This window comes from Eudoraea sp. (assembly GCF_049669105.1).
Lineage (GTDB): Bacteria > Bacteroidota > Bacteroidia > Flavobacteriales > Flavobacteriaceae > Eudoraea.
The window spans coordinates 56,997-72,362 of record NZ_JBATKE010000107.1 but is presented as its reverse complement, the minus strand read 5'-3'; the positions used below and the strand labels follow the sequence as shown (position 1 = coordinate 72,362).

14 protein-coding genes are annotated in these 15,366 nt (G+C 36.4%); 13 read left to right on the top strand and 1 reads right to left on the bottom strand.

Translation table 11 applies throughout. The annotated features are described in order from the left end of the window. Nucleotides 1-552 precede the first annotated feature (552 nt). The 13 genes from WBM60_RS09350 (at nt 553) to WBM60_RS09290 (ending at nt 12,481) form a co-directional block, all read left to right on the top strand. Nucleotides 553-999, top strand: a complete 447-nt coding sequence (locus tag WBM60_RS09350) for a MarR family winged helix-turn-helix transcriptional regulator (protein WP_424261515.1) — start codon at nt 553-555, stop codon at nt 997-999. 7 nt (nt 1,000-1,006) lie between these two features. Then, nucleotides 1,007-1,639 (top strand): NAD(P)H-dependent oxidoreductase, encoded by a 633-nt coding sequence (locus WBM60_RS09345; protein ID WP_424261517.1) that lies wholly within the window; start codon nt 1,007-1,009, stop codon nt 1,637-1,639. A 47-nt stretch (nt 1,640-1,686) separates the two neighbouring features. Beyond that, on the top strand, nt 1,687-2,265 hold the full coding sequence (locus tag WBM60_RS09340; RefSeq protein ID WP_424276753.1) for a YceI family protein: 579 nt from the start codon (nt 1,687-1,689) through the stop codon (nt 2,263-2,265). Between the two features lie 235 nt (nt 2,266-2,500). Further along, nucleotides 2,501-4,042 carry an aryl-sulfate sulfotransferase gene (locus WBM60_RS09335; RefSeq protein ID WP_424276754.1) on the top strand — a complete coding sequence of 514 codons (1,542 nt, stop codon included), beginning with the start codon at nt 2,501-2,503 and terminating at the stop codon, nt 4,040-4,042. Between the two features lie 268 nt (nt 4,043-4,310). Then, nucleotides 4,311-5,708 (top strand): anthranilate synthase component I family protein, encoded by a 1,398-nt coding sequence (locus tag WBM60_RS09330; RefSeq protein ID WP_424263126.1) that lies wholly within the window; start codon nt 4,311-4,313, stop codon nt 5,706-5,708. Nucleotides 5,709-5,727: 19 nt separating this feature from the next. Beyond that, nucleotides 5,728-6,291, top strand: coding sequence for an anthranilate synthase component II (locus tag WBM60_RS09325; RefSeq protein ID WP_424263128.1), 564 nt, complete (start codon nt 5,728-5,730; stop codon nt 6,289-6,291). A gap of 37 nt (nt 6,292-6,328) precedes the next feature. Then, nucleotides 6,329-7,321 (top strand): anthranilate phosphoribosyltransferase, encoded by a 993-nt coding sequence (gene trpD / locus WBM60_RS09320; RefSeq protein ID WP_424263130.1) that lies wholly within the window; start codon nt 6,329-6,331, stop codon nt 7,319-7,321. Beyond that, nucleotides 7,321-8,106 carry an indole-3-glycerol phosphate synthase TrpC gene (gene trpC / locus WBM60_RS09315; RefSeq protein WP_424263136.1) on the top strand — a complete coding sequence of 262 codons (786 nt, stop codon included), beginning with the start codon at nt 7,321-7,323 and terminating at the stop codon, nt 8,104-8,106. The genes trpD and trpC overlap by 1 nt, the downstream gene beginning before the upstream one ends. Beyond that, a complete protein-coding gene (locus WBM60_RS09310) occupies nt 8,103-8,744 on the top strand; it encodes a phosphoribosylanthranilate isomerase (RefSeq protein ID WP_424282996.1) in 642 nt (213 codons plus the stop codon). Before trpC ends, WBM60_RS09310 begins: the two co-directional genes overlap by 4 nt. Nucleotides 8,745-8,756: 12 nt before the next feature. Next, on the top strand, nt 8,757-9,938 hold the full coding sequence (gene trpB, locus WBM60_RS09305; RefSeq protein ID WP_424263138.1) for a tryptophan synthase subunit beta: 1,182 nt from the start codon (nt 8,757-8,759) through the stop codon (nt 9,936-9,938). Between the two features lie 14 nt (nt 9,939-9,952). Beyond that, the gene (gene trpA, locus WBM60_RS09300) at nt 9,953-10,726 is read left to right on the top strand and encodes a tryptophan synthase subunit alpha (RefSeq protein ID WP_424263134.1); all 774 of its coding nucleotides are present in this window, start codon (nt 9,953-9,955) and stop codon (nt 10,724-10,726) included. Then, complete coding sequence (locus WBM60_RS09295) at nt 10,723-10,947, top strand: hypothetical protein (RefSeq protein ID WP_299164696.1); 225 nt, start codon at nt 10,723-10,725, stop codon at nt 10,945-10,947. Before trpA ends, WBM60_RS09295 begins: the two co-directional genes overlap by 4 nt. 40 nt (nt 10,948-10,987) lie before the next feature. Next, complete coding sequence (locus WBM60_RS09290; RefSeq protein ID WP_424276755.1) at nt 10,988-12,481, top strand: M20/M25/M40 family metallo-hydrolase; 1,494 nt, start codon at nt 10,988-10,990, stop codon at nt 12,479-12,481. Between the two features lie 75 nt (nt 12,482-12,556). On the opposite strand, the gene WBM60_RS09285 is transcribed toward WBM60_RS09290, so the two are convergent. Further along, complete coding sequence (locus WBM60_RS09285) at nt 12,557-15,103, bottom strand: phosphoenolpyruvate carboxylase (RefSeq protein ID WP_424276756.1); 2,547 nt, start codon at nt 15,101-15,103, stop codon at nt 12,557-12,559. Between the last annotated feature and the right edge of the window lie 263 nt (nt 15,104-15,366).

The following is a 15,366-nucleotide window of genomic DNA, read 5'->3' as shown; positions in this document are numbered from 1 at the left end:
GAGTGGTCGACTCAGGAATCTGTCCCTGATCTGCTTCTTCCGGGGTTCTCACATCTAGAATAAAAGCGTTATCATCCTTCTCCAGTCTATCTACCCATTCCTCTTGTAATAAATCTGCCATTTTATTTTTATTTCTTAACAAAGGTACAAACTCCTGCACTTTTCACAAACAATTATTGCTAACGCGACTTTATAGAACAACCAATAGCCCGGGTAATTTTTATGAGTATTTCCTCCCCTTTTATTAGGGCTTATACAGCATTTTGAACATATTTGGTTACCCGAGCGGCATTGAAAAAGTTATCATCAATCGTAATTTCTAAACTAATATAGATGGTAGTACTATCATCCTCATTTTTCAAACAACCTATAAATGAGAGGATACTTAAACATCGGAACAAACAAATCATGTCCATCTTACTTTATTCTATTTCAGCTAAAAATTAAATAGCCGTCTGTTTAGTCAAAATAAATTTAACAAAACTTTATCTGCACAAATGTTGACGGTAATTAATGAATATATACATTTGTATATACAAATATTGTAAGTACATGAATGTAGAGGCTGTAATAAAGACCGATAAGAAAATCCCCTTAAGAAGCAGAACTATTATTCATTTAATATTAATACATAATAAGGTATCTGAAAGTTTCTCACATGCCCTTAAACCTTTTGGAATTTCGACGCAACAATTTAATGTCCTGCGCATACTGAGAGGTCAGCAGAGTAAACCCGCCAATCTATCGACTTTAAACGAGAGAATGGTAAGCAAAATGAGTAATACCACGCGTTTGGTGGATAAATTAATGAACAAGGGCTATGTAGACAGGATAGTATGCATGTCTAACCGGCGCAAAGTTGAGATTACCATTACTAAAGAAGGATTAAAAGCGCTATCTGAAATGGACGTTGTGCTGGAAAAAACAGAAAAAGAAATTTTAATCAATTTTTCCGACTCAGAACTTGAACAATTAAATCATTTATTCAATAAATTTTAATAAACACATGAGCAACTACCTTGAAAGCCTCAATTGGCGATATGCAACCAAAAAATTTGATAGCCAAAAACAAATATCTGAAGAAGACTTGAATACTTTATTAGAAGCTATTCGTTTAAGTCCCTCTTCATATGGGCTCCAACCCTATCATATCTTTATAATAAAGGATATGGATTTAAGGGAAAAATTAAAAGCAGCCTCATGGGGTCAATCGCAAATCACAGATGCATCCCATTTAATAGTCTTTGCTAACAACACCAGTTTTGATACTGATCTTATTGATAACTATTTAACTAATGTTAGTGACACAAGAGACATTGAACTAAACAATTTACAACCTTATGGAGATTTTATGAAATCTAAATTAATAGATCTTCCCGATAACATAAAAGAAACCTGGACGGCAAGGCAAACTTATTTGGCCTTAGGTAACTTACTTTCAGCGGCGGCAGATTTAAAAATTGATACTTGCCCGATGGAAGGTTTTGAAGCCGAAACCTATAATGAACTATTAGGTTTAAAGGATAAAAGATTAAACACCTCCGTTGTAGCCGCAATAGGCTATAGGTCTGAAGAAGATGATACCCAGCATTATAAAAAAGTTAGACAATCAAAAGAATTATTATTCACACATATATAACACGTTAATTTAAAAACAATCATTAAAACAAAGTAAATTTAGAAAACATGAAAAAAAATGTATTAAGTCTGGCATTAGCCATAGTTTTTGGAGCAACAGCGGTTGCTAACGCCCCTTTAAATGAAGAAAAGAAAGAAGTTAAAGCTGGTGAAAGCAAGGTTACCTGGAAAGCTTATAAAGTTACAGGCTCTCATACAGGTTCTGTTAACCTTAAATCAGGAGCCCTTATGTTTGATGAAGGAAAACTGACGGGAGGAGAATTTGAAGTAGACATGACTTCTTTGATATCAACTGATCTTGAAGGGGAATATAAAGGTAAATTAGAAGGTCACCTTAAGTCTGATGATTTCTTTGGAGTTGAAAACCATCCAAATTCTACCCTGGTTTTTACAAAAGTTAAAGCTTCCGGTAAAAATTCTTACGAAGTACAGGGAGACCTTACTATTAAAGGGATTACCAAACCGGTAACTTTTGATGTATCTGTTTATGGAAGCAAGGCAACAGCTACTTTAAAAGTAGACAGAGCCCAGTACGATGTTAAGTATGGCTCAGGAAGTTTCTTTGATGACTTGGGTGATAAAACCATCTATGATGAATTTGATCTGGTAGTAGATCTTGAATTCTAAGAAATATTAATCCTTTAAAAAATCCTGAATATGATCATATTCAGGATTTTTTTTTTGCTAACATCAAAGGTTAAATGCGGTATAACTTATAGTCTTTTTAATCTAAGTTCGGGAGATTCCCGGACCCCCAATGATTCAGGAAGGTAGTGTAATCTATAATTGAGCCAGTTAAAGACTAAAAAAATAATTTCAGTAGAATTAGTTCTAAAACTTTATTTTTGAATAAAAATATAAAATGGGGTTAAAAGCATTATCTCGCTTAGCTGGCTTATTAGTTTTTGTACTTCTTCTCTTGAGTAGCTGTGATTCCGGTTTTAATTACTCCATAAAATCGACCTTAAATCCTTATAATATATCACCGTTAACCGCTCAGTTAAAAATTGAGACGGAAAAACCCTGCAACGTTACCATTAAGGTTCTGGGTAAGATTCCGGTGGAACAAACATTTAATCTTAACGCCACCAATTTAGAGGTCCCGGTAGTAGGTTTATACCCTAATACTTTAAATAATGTCATTGTTACTTTAGACTACGATGGTGGACTAGTAATAGACAGTATTAAGATAAAAACAGGGAATACCCCAAGCCATTTTCCCCGGATAACCATAAACAAGTTAAATCGAAATGAAATGGAGCCAGGCATGCATGCTTGTGATATTCATTTTGCCAACAATGGAAAATTCAATTCCGGGCCTATAATTTTTGACGACCAAGGCCAAGTGCGGTGGTATTTAGATTTAAGTTTTGCCGGTAAAATGGTTAGTCCGTTTCAACGACTTAAGGACGGAACGATTTTAATGGTTAGCAGGCATGTTATTTATGAATTTGATATGTTGGGTAAACCATTAAAAGAAACCAATATAAGTACAAATTACGGCATGCATCATGATGTACAGGAATTACCTGATGGTAACTTGCTGATATGCGTTGGTAAAAGAAATAATTTTATAAAATTAGAGAATAAAATGGTTGCCTCAGACAGCGATCATATCATAGAATTTGACAGAAAAAAATCTAAAATTGTCAGAGAATGGGATTTAACCAAACATTTGGATGTTAGTAGAAATGATTTGAACTTTTTTAGACCTCGTGATTGGCTCCACATGAATGGCCTTGCTTATAATCCGAGCGATAATTCAATAATTGTATCTGGAAAAAACCAGGGATTGATAAAAATTTCTTGGGATGATAATCTAAAATGGATTATGGCACCAAAAAGGAACTGGGGTAAATCCGGGAGAGAAGGAAAAGGTTTCGAAACAAAACCTTATTTATTAACCGCTGTTGATTCTGAAGGAAAACCATATGACAGAGCTGTTCAGGATGGGAACGAAAGTTCAGAAGAATTTGACTTTCCCTGGGGAATGCATTCCCCATCTATAATGCCCGATGGTAATCTTTTGGTATTTGATAACGGTGCCTTTAGATATTTTGAAAATAACGTTCATTATTCCCGCGCAGTGATTTATAAAATAAATGAAGAAGATAAAACTACAGAGCAGATTTGGCAATATGGCAAAGAAAGAGGGCCGAAATTTTTCTCTACCATTGTCAGTGATGCAGATTATCTTGCCAATTCAAATAATATTCTGGTTACTTCCGGCTATCTAAAACAAGGAACTAAACTCTCTGCTAAACTAGTTGAAGTAGACTATGAAACGGGTAAAGAGGTTTTTGAAGCAACACTAGATTTTAAAAGTGAACATGGTAACAAAAGTGGTTCTTGGGGCCAAACTGATATTTTATATAGATCTGAACGATTAGAATTGAGGTATTAGGGGTCAGTACTGTTATTATAATCACTTAATGCAATATTGGAATTTGGATCTATATTTCCTTTAAATTGATTTGTAATTATGAAATTCCTTTCTATATTTGACTCAATGAAATTTAGAATAGTAAATACTTGGTGGTGGAATAACTTGCGTATAACGTCGTGAGCTAAGCACCATTGTAGTATAACTATACGAAAAGGCTTGTCTATCACGACAAGCCTTTTTGATTTTTCAGAATTAGTTAGTATCAAAATCTAAATTTTTGCAGATTATGGCATATGAACTTAAAACATATTATAAAAAGATACTCGCAGATACCATAACACCGGTTAGTGTATATCTGAAAATTCGTGACAAGTTTCCCAATAGTATCCTTTTGGAGAGTAGTGATTACAGAGCAAATGATAATACCTTTTCATATATCTGTTGTAATCCTATAGCTTCTATCACGGTAAAGGATGAGCAAATTACTCAGCTATTTCCGGACAAATCCACTAGTGAGATCACAATAAACAGCGAAACTGATGTTGTGGAAATTATACATGACTTCAGCCAAAAGTTTAAGACCGAATCTAATAGTTTTAAATTCATAAATAATGGATTGTTTGGCTATATGTCGTATGATGCAGTTAGGTACTTTGAAGATATCTCTATCACAAAAAAAGAAGGTGCCCTGGATATTCCTGATATTTATTACGCTGTTTACCAAAATATAATAGCCATAAATCATTTTAAGAATGAGGCATACTTATTTGCACATTGCTATGACTCTGATAACAATATTTCTGAAATTGAACAAGTTCTAAATATCAGAAATTTCGCATCTTATAATTTCAGAAGGGAGGGTAATGCCTCATCAAACTTAAATGATGAAGAATATAAACAACAAGTATCTCTGGCTAAAAAGCATTGTAAAAGAGGTGACGTTTTTCAATTAGTTCTTTCCCGAAGGTTTTCACAAGGCTTTAAAGGAGATGAATTCAATGTTTACCGGGCCCTTCGTTCTATTAATCCTTCTCCATATCTATTTTATTTTGATTACGGAGACTTCAAAATCTTTGGCAGTTCACCGGAAGCACAATTGATTGTTAAAAGCGGAAAGGCTGAAATACATCCAATTGCGGGAACTTTTAAAAGAACCGGTAATGATGAAGAAGATGCCTTATTAGCTAAAAAACTAACAGAAGATGCAAAGGAAAATAGTGAGCATGTTATGCTTGTAGACCTCGCGCGTAACGACCTAAGCCGGCATGGGAATTTGGTAAATGTTGAAAACTATAGGGAAGTTCAATTCTTTTCTCATGTCATTCATCTTGTTTCCAAAGTTACAGGGCAGAAAAAAAAAGAAACACCGACTATGAAAGTTGTAGCAGACACTTTTCCGGCAGGTACCCTGAGCGGGGCACCCAAACATAGGGCTATGCAGCTCATTGAAAAGTATGAGACCACCAACAGAGATTACTACGGCGGGGCAATCGGATTTATGGATTTTGACGGAGATTTTAATCATGCCATTATGATCCGGACTTTCTTAAGCAAGAATCACCAACTTCATTACCAGGCAGGAGCAGGTTTAGTAGCGGTCTCTGAACCGGAAAAAGAGCTACAGGAAACTTACAATAAATTAGGAGCTCTTAACAAAGCTCTGGAAATTGCAGAAACTATCTAACAAGCACAATAAATAAGCCATGAACAAAATACTGGTAATAGATAATTACGATAGCTTTACTTATAACCTGGTGCATTATTTGGAGGATTTGGGTTGCGAAGTAGTTGTTAAACGTAATGACCAGCTAAAATTGGAAGAAGTTGATGATTTTGAGAAAATAGTGCTTTCCCCCGGTCCTGGAATCCCTGATGAAGCCGGACTTCTTAAAGAAATAATTGCTAAATATGCCCCAACTAAAAGTATATTGGGGGTTTGTTTAGGCCAGCAGGCTATAGGAGAAGTTTTTGGTGGTAAGTTGATAAATTTAGAGGAAGTTTATCATGGGGTCGCCACAAAAATAATCCTTGAAAATGGGGAGCCCTTATTTGAAGGCTTACCTAGAGAAATTGTAGTGGGCAGATATCATTCGTGGGTTGTAGATCCTCAACTTCCGGATGTTCTCGAAGCTACTTCTTTTGATGAGAATGGGCAGCTGATGTCAATAAGGCACAAAACATATGATGTATGTGCTGTTCAGTTTCATCCAGAATCTGTTCTCACGCCTCAGGGCAAGCAAATTCTTAAAAATTGGCTCAGGGAATAATTAAACCGTTGGTGATTCTTTATTAAACTTAAAACAAATGAAAACGATTCTAAATAAATTGATCAATCATGACATCCTCTCCAAGGAAGATGCAAAGCAGGTATTGGTTAATATTGCCAAAGGAACTTATAACAATAGCCAAATCGCTGCATTTCTTACAGTGTATATGATGCGTAGTATTACGATTGAAGAATTAGAGGGATTTCGAGATGCGCTATTAGAACTATGCCTGGCCATTGATCTATCCGAATACAATCCAATTGATCTTTGCGGAACAGGAGGAGATGGCAAGGATACCTTTAATATTTCAACTCTGGCTTCCTTTGTTACAGCAGGAGCTGGCATTAAGGTAACCAAACATGGTAATTATGGGGTTTCTTCTACCTGTGGGAGCAGTAATGTTATGGAATTTTTAGGTGTAAAATTCAGTAGTGATCCTGACTTTCTTAGAAAATCAATAGACGAAGCCGGGATCTGTGTACTGCATGCCCCCCTATTTCATCCCGCCATGAAAAATGTAGCACCTATAAGACGTGAACTTGCTGTCAAGACTTTTTTTAATATGCTTGGGCCAATGGTAAATCCTGCCTTCCCTAAAAATCAAATAGTTGGGGTTTTTAATTTAGAATTAGCTCGAATGTATGGGTATCTCTATCAGAATACGGATAAAAAATACACAGTTCTCCATGCTCTTGACGGATATGATGAGATTTCATTGACGGGAAGTACCAAAACTATTTCAAATAATACGGAGGCTATTTTAAATCCTTCAGATTTTGGAGTGGCCGTTGTAAAGGAAAACGAAATAAAGGGAGGTGAAAGTATTGACAAATCTGCCCAAATATTTATGAACATATTACAGGGCAGAGGCACGGAAGCGCAAAACAATGTAGTCTGTGCAAATGCCGGGGTAGCTATCGGCACAGTTTTGGATATTAGTCCAAAACAAGGTTTTGAAAAAGCAAAAGAAGCCCTCCTTAACGGAAATGGCCTGAATGCCTTAAGAAAATTACAGCAATTAAGTGCATGATGGATATATTGGATAAAATAGTAGTTGATAAGAAAAGGGAATTGCACCTTAAAAAAACTGTAATCCCTCTTATGCAATTAGAAACGTCATTACTCTTCCAAAGGGAACCCGTGTCCTTGGCCAATGTATTGCGGAATAGTAAAACAGGGATTATTGCAGAGCACAAAAGAAGATCCCCTTCTAAATCAGTGATCAATCAAAATTCAAGTGTACAGGATATCGCCAAGGGATACATGAATGCAGGGGCTTGTGGTATGTCTGTTTTAACAGATGCCAAATATTTTGGAGGGTCTCTTGAGGATTTAATAATAGCCAGAGCTGCCGTTGATTTTCCACTGTTAAGAAAGGAATTTATCATAGATGAATACCAAATCGTAGAAGCCCGGGCACATGGGGCTGATACAATTTTACTTATTGCCGCTATTTTGACAAGAAAACAAATAAAGGTTTTATCAGAATTAGCAAAAAGTTTAGGTTTGGATGTTTTACTGGAAGTTCATAATGAAGAAGAGTTAGTTAAATCAATGATGCCTAGTTTAGATATGTTAGGAGTAAATAATCGCAACTTAAAAACCTTTGAAGTAAGCTTAGAAACCAGTGCCTCTCTATCCCAACAGATCCCCGATGAATTTGTAAAAGTATCAGAAAGTGGTATTAGCTCTGTTTCGGCGATTAAAATGCTAAGAGAATTGGGTTACCAGGGTTTCTTAGTTGGTGAAAACTTTATGAAGACATCGAACCCCGGGGAGAGCGCCAGGGAATTTATAAACCAAATGGCAAGATGAAACTAAAGATCTGTGGAATGAAACATAATATTGAGGAGGTTGCAGAATTGCAGCCAGATTACCTCGGATTTATATTCTGGAAGCCTTCTATGCGTTTTTTTGATGGGTCCATACCTAAATTGCATAAGACAACTAGAAAAGTTGGAGTTTTTGTTGATGCCAATATTGATGAAATCTTAAATCGGACCAATACATTTGCTTTAAATGCCATACAATTGCATGGAAATGAATCCCCCGAGTTCTGTGCTAAGCTAAAAGAGGAATTTGACTGCCAAAATAGCAAGATCGATATTCTTAAGGTTTTTAGCATAAAAGACAGCTTTGATTTCCTACAACTTAGCCCTTATGAGAAATCATCCGATTTCTTTTTATTCGACACAAAGGGTAAGTTGCCCGGTGGCAATGGATATCAATTTAACTGGGAAGTCCTAAAGGGGTATCCATCAAAAAAACCCTATTTCCTAAGCGGGGGTATCGGTCTCGAGGAAGTTGATAATGTTTTAGAATTTCTTCAAACGGAAGAATCTAAATATTGCCATGCTATTGATGTCAATAGTAAATTTGAAATATCACCGGGCCTAAAGGATATAGATAAATTAAAAGAATTTAAGAACCGGTTGTTTGAAACCAACTCATAAAAAAATATGAATATGACTTATCATGCTGATGACAAAGGCTATTACGGACAGTTTGGTGGGGCATTTATTCCAGAAATGCTATACCCTAATACTGAAGAACTTAGACAAAACTATCTTCAGATTATGGGGGAACCATCTTTTATTGAAGAATTCCATAGACTATTAAAAGATTATGTAGGAAGGCCCACACCTCTATATTTTGCCCAACGCCTTTCGGATAAGTATAAAACAAAAATTTATCTGAAAAGGGAAGATTTATGTCATACCGGTGCCCATAAAGTCAATAATACCATTGGGCAAATTTTAATGGCCAAAAGGTTAGGCAAGACACGAATCATCGCAGAAACAGGTGCCGGACAGCATGGGGTGGCTACCGCTACAGTTTGCGCACTCATGGGAATTGAGTGTGTGGTTTATATGGGTGAAATAGATATTGCACGTCAAGCACCTAATGTGGCTAGAATGAAAATGCTGGGAGCAGAAGTAAGGCCGGCCCTATCGGGTAGCAGAACGCTCAAGGATGCTACGAATGAGGCAATACGCGACTGGATTAATAATCCGGTAAACACCCATTATATTATAGGTTCAGTTGTTGGTCCGCACCCCTATCCCGATATGGTGGCCAGATTTCAATCAGTAATTTCAGAGGAAATACAGTCTCAGTTGCTGGAAAAAGAAGGCACTCCGGACCCTGATTTTATTGTGGCTTGTGTGGGTGGTGGAAGTAATGCCGCTGGTGCCTATTACCATTATCTGGATAATGAAGATGTTGGTATCATTGCTGTCGAGGCCGCCGGAAAGGGCATTCATTCCGGAGAAAGTGCAGCAACTTCTGCTCTGGGAAAGGTTGGTATTATTCACGGTAGCAAAACACTGCTTATGCAAACTCAAGACGGTCAGATCACTGAACCATATTCTATTTCCGCCGGCCTGGATTATCCGGGCGTAGGTCCTATGCATGCACATCTGTACACCTCCGGGAGGGGTGAATTTATTTCAATTACCGATGATGAGGCAATGGCAGCAGGTTTAATGGTATCTCAATTAGAAGGCATTATACCAGCAATAGAGACATCACATGCTTTCGCCATATTTGACCACAGAAAGTTTCAAAAAGACGATATTGTTGTTATCAATCTTTCTGGAAGAGGTGATAAAGATTTACAGACCTATATAGATTATTTCAAATTATAATTGGTTTCTATAAAATGAAGAACAGAATACAAAAAAAGCTGAGTGAAGACAAAAAATTACTTTCCATATACTTCTCTGCCGGTTTTCCGAATCTGAATGATACGGTTTCTATTATTCAGGATTTGGAAAAAAACGGTGTTGATATGATAGAAATAGGCCTTCCTTTCAGTGATCCTCTGGCAGACGGGCCTACTATTCAGAAAAGTTCCACAATAGCTTTAAAGAATGGCATGGGAACAGATCTGCTGTTTAATCAATTAAAAGATATAAGAAAAACCGTTTCGATTCCCCTGATCATTATGGGGTATTTTAATCCTGTTTTACAGTACGGGGTAGAGAACTTCTGCAAAAAATGCCAGGAAATAGGTATTGATGGTCTTATCCTTCCAGATTTACCTCTGGACGTATACAAGGAAGAATATGAGACTATTTTTAAAAAATATAACTTAATCAACATTTTTCTAATTACTCCGCAAACCAGTGAATCACGAATTTCACAAATAGACGACGCTTCAGAGGGATTTATTTACATGGTAAGTTCTGCCAGTACCACCGGGGCTAAGCAGGGATTAGGAGAAGAACAGGAAGCTTACTTTGAGCGAATTGCAGCAATGAATCTTAAAAACCCGCAAATTGTTGGTTTTGGCATAAGTAATGCCCGTACATTTGAGCAAGCTACTAAGACAGCCAAGGGTGCTATCATTGGTTCTGCATTTATTAAAATGTTATCACAGCAAGGTACGGCTGGGATTTCAGAATTTATTAAACATCTTAACCCATATCCATGAATGTAATTAATAATTGGAAAATTGTATTCTTATTATGTTTAACCCTTGGAATGGCTCCTTTTTTCCCTGAGCCTCATTTATGGGGTAAATTAAAATGGGTTTTCGGAGGAAGTATTGGTATGAAACCCATGGATTGGTTTGATCTCTTTTTTCATGGATTTCCTTTTGTTCTTTTAATTCGATTACTTGTTTTAAGATTAAAGCATTTGATCAACCCATAGAATTACCTAATTTTAAATCATAATCAATTTACACTACCATATGAAAAATTTATTGACCTGTTTTTCTCTTCTTATCTTATGGATTAACAATGCACAAGACCTTGAACTAAAAGCGCAAGTCCGCCATACCATAGATGAACTACGAGAATTCGTGGCAATCCCGAACGATGCCTTGGATCATTCAGATATCAACAGAAACCTTTCATGGCTCACCAAAAAATTCAATGAAAGGGGTTTTAATTCATCCGTACTTCCTACAGAAGGGGAGTCGCTTTTTTTTGCGGCCCTCCCCATGGAAGATGACAAGCCGACAATACTTTTTTACATGCATTTCGATGGGCAGTCCGTGGAACCTTCCAAGTGGGATCAGTCAGATCCTTATAAAGTAGAGCTTAAAACAAAGGATAATGATGTTTGGAAAACACTTTCGTTTGATGATTTAAAGGAGGATGTGAATTATGATTGGCGCCTATTTGGCCGTTCAACATCAGATGACAAGGGACCAATTGTTATGTTCTTAAATACCATTGATCTATTGAAAAAAAACAACGTGCAAATTCCATTTAATGTAAAAGTAATATTAGACGGAGAAGAAGAAAAAAGTAGTGCACCCTTGCCAAAGGCCGTAAAAGAATATAGTGACCTGTTACAAGCAGATTTTCTGATCATTTCAGATGGTCCTGTCCATTCTTCGGGTAAACCAACAATTGCATATGGCACCAGAGGCATAACAACATTAACGCTAACTACCTACGGTCCAATAATGCCGCAACACAGTGGTCATTATGGTAATTATGCCCCAAATCCCGGGTTCCAATTGGCCCAGGTATTGGCCAGTATGAAAGATACCGATGGAAGAGTATTAATTGAAGGTTACTATGATGGTATTGAAATTGATGAATCGACAATGAATATACTCCAAAGTGTACCGGATGATGCTAAAACTATAAACACCCATCTTGCCATCAAACAAGCTGAAAAGGTAGGCGCATTTTATCAGGAAGCCATGCAATATCCTTCATTAAATATTCGGGGGTTATCTTCAGGATGGGTTGGTGAAAAAGCCCGAACCATAGTACCTGAAAGTGCTACTGCTGAAATAGACATTCGCCTTGTACCAGAATCTGATGGAGATCGTTTGAAAAGTCTGGTAAAGAAACATGTCGAAAATCAAGGGTATTATGTTATGACTGAAGTCCCGGATAAGAGCCAAAGAATGAAGCACGAGAAAATCATCACTATTACAGAGGGCACAGTCACAGATGCATTCAGAACGGATTTGGACAATCCTTATGGTAATTTCCTGGTGGATACCTTTAAAAATACATTCTCAGAGGATGTAGTACAAATAAGGATCATGGGAGGTACGGTTCCAATTGCGCCTTTTATTAACGAACTTAAGATTCCAGCTTTTCTTGTTCCTCTTGTGAATCCGGATAACAATCAACACAGCCCTAACGAAAATTTAAAAATTGGTCAGATTGCTTATGGTATTCAGGTGTTTTACGGAATTATGAGCAATAAAATGGAATAAAAGATTAACAGTCTCTACAAGCTAATAATCTTCATAGTGCTCTAACTTTTATTAAAAAGCAGTTCCAAACAATGGCTATGCAGAATTTCTACTTGCATTAATATTTCCGTACAATGAACGGGTAACTATTTTTTCATAAAGCGCTTTATAATCCGAATTCTCGCTGATTTGATGCAGGGCATATTGCTGAATTACCAATAACGGCAGGACAATATTTTCTCTGATCTTAATTGATTCTCTTGAAACAGCTTCGTTTTCCATAAGTATATCCGAATTGCTTATTAGCAATAACATCTGTTTTGACAACAGATATTCATCGTGCAGGATATTCCAGAAATCCCCATATTCCTTATCGTCCTTCATATAACTGGTGAGCTCAAAATAACACTTAGACAAAGACATCATACTGTTAAGCATTAAAGTTTCAAAAAAGGGCACCTCTTTGAATAACTTTTTTAATTCTCTGAGTTTACCCGCATCTTTCAGTTTTTTAATTGCCGTACCTATACCAAAATACCCGGGTACATTTTGTTTAAGTTGGCTCCATGAACCCACAAAAGATATTGCCCTTAAATCTGTAAGTTCCAATTTTGCCTTTTGACCCCTCTTTCCGGGTCTGCTGCCAATATTAGCCTTGGTATAATACTTTAGGGTACTCCTGTTTTCGAGATATGAAATAAACATTTCATGTTGCTTAAGGGCATCGTATTTCTCAAAACTAAGATCAGAAAGTTCTTCCATCAACTTTCGTGATTCCCTGGAGATCACATTTTCTTTTCCAAATAGGTTATTTGATAATCCTGCCGTTAATAACTGTTCTGAATTATGCATGAACTGCTCCTTAGTACCATACGTACTTGTTATGGTCTGTCCCTGTATGGTTAATTGTATTTCATTATTGGCTATATCCTTAGTTTGTGCGGCATAAAAGCGATGTGTTTTTCCTCCCCCCCGGGCCGGTGGTCCGCCCCTGCCGTCAAAAAATATTGCATCAATTCCATTCTTTGAACAGACTTTTGACAAAACTTCCTTGGTTTTTAAAATAGACCAATTGGCTTTTAAATAACCGCCATCTTTTGTTCCATCCGAGAATCCGAGCATCATGGTCTGCCTTCTGCCACGTTGTTCGAGATGCGAGCGGTAGTCGGGCAAATTAAATAAGTATTGCATGGTGGCTTCGGCAGTATCCATTCCGTTCATTGTCTCAAAAAGCGGAACGATATCAAAAGTAATTTTATCCTTCTCCCAACCGCACCACCTGAATAGCCCGTAAACAAAAAGAACAGAATAAATATCCTCTGAGTTACTTATAATATATCGGTTGCAACCTTCTTCACCATTTTTATTCTGAATATCCTTTAAGTGCGAGATATTTACAATAGTATCTTTTACAATTTCATCATTGAAATCCTTAGGGTCCAATTTCAAATTTTCATTGAGAAGTATGTGCGTTAATTTATCTTCAGCAAGTTCATCAAGGCTTTCATTAATATAACCATTAGTCTTAAGCACTGTTTCAATTACCTGTTTGTGTTTACTGTGGTCCTGACGAATATCCAGAGTCGCAAAATGTGTCTTGAAAATTTTTACCTTGTCAATAAGATCATCCAATTGTTTTAGGTAAAGCGAATTGTACTTGTCTATCAAAATTTCTCTTACCGTAACTAATGGCCCAATAATATCATCATAGCTTACTACTCTATTGGGGTCAAACATAGCTACATAAAGCCTGTCCCTTAAAGTATTCAGGTCAGGGCGAAGGTCTTTAAAAGTGAGTTTCTTACGAAGAATTTTGAGGTCATTATAGTAACATTTCATTAGATTAATACGGAGTTCATCTGCCACATCCTTGGTAATATCTGCCGTTACAAATGGATTCCCGTCTCTGTCACCACCAGGCCAAAATCCGAGTTTAATAATATTGTAATTGTCAAAATCATCATTCTCTATATTGCTTTTAATATATGTGAATAAATCCCCGACAGCAGCATAGTATACATTTCTAAGAATGTAAATAATGTTTTTTGCTTCATCTAATGGTGTAGGTTTCTTTGTATTTATCAAAGAAGTGAGCCCCAACTGTTGAAGAACAACATCAATATCATTAATCTTATCTTCAAGAATTAGCGATTTTAATTCTTCAATGATATCAAGTACAGCCGGAGTATAGAACTGAGTCGGATGAGCCGTTAAAACAATACGCGCACTAAAGGTTGATAATTTCTTGGCAATCTTTTCCCAGCTTTTATTTTTATCTACTAACTGAAAGTAATCTTTTATGGATAAAGAGCTTGAATGTTCATGTAATTTCGGAAATGCGGCATCTTCCACGCTATCATACAATACCACTTGTCGTTCAACATATTGAATGACACTGAACATAAAATCAATTCTTTCCTGCTCGGTATCTATATTCGCGTAGTTCTGGAAAAATAAATCCAGAATTTGTTGTGGGTTTTTGCCAGATTTCAGTCCTTTTTCACATTGATCAAACAAAAGGGGAATGAGCATCCCCACATTTTCGATACCCTGATAAGGCAAATTTAAAAACAAGCTGTTATAAACGTAGAACTTATTTTTAACCAATTTTTTAAATTCCTCTAATCTTTCCGTCTTATGCATAAATTTTCTTAACTATTCAATTGAATCTTTTTTATTGTCGTACCTAAGTATTGGTTTAAGTCTCTAAATATCCGCATTATAATATAATCTTTAAAATGGAAAAGTGGCAAATCACAAAATAATTTGTCTTTATAAAAAAACCAACATATCTCTCAATTCAAATCACGATTTGAAAAACTATCGTACCAGCTTTATATCATAGCTTTATAAGAGTAATTTTATTTCCCAGATATCTTAGATTATTCAATTTATCTGCCCGACTA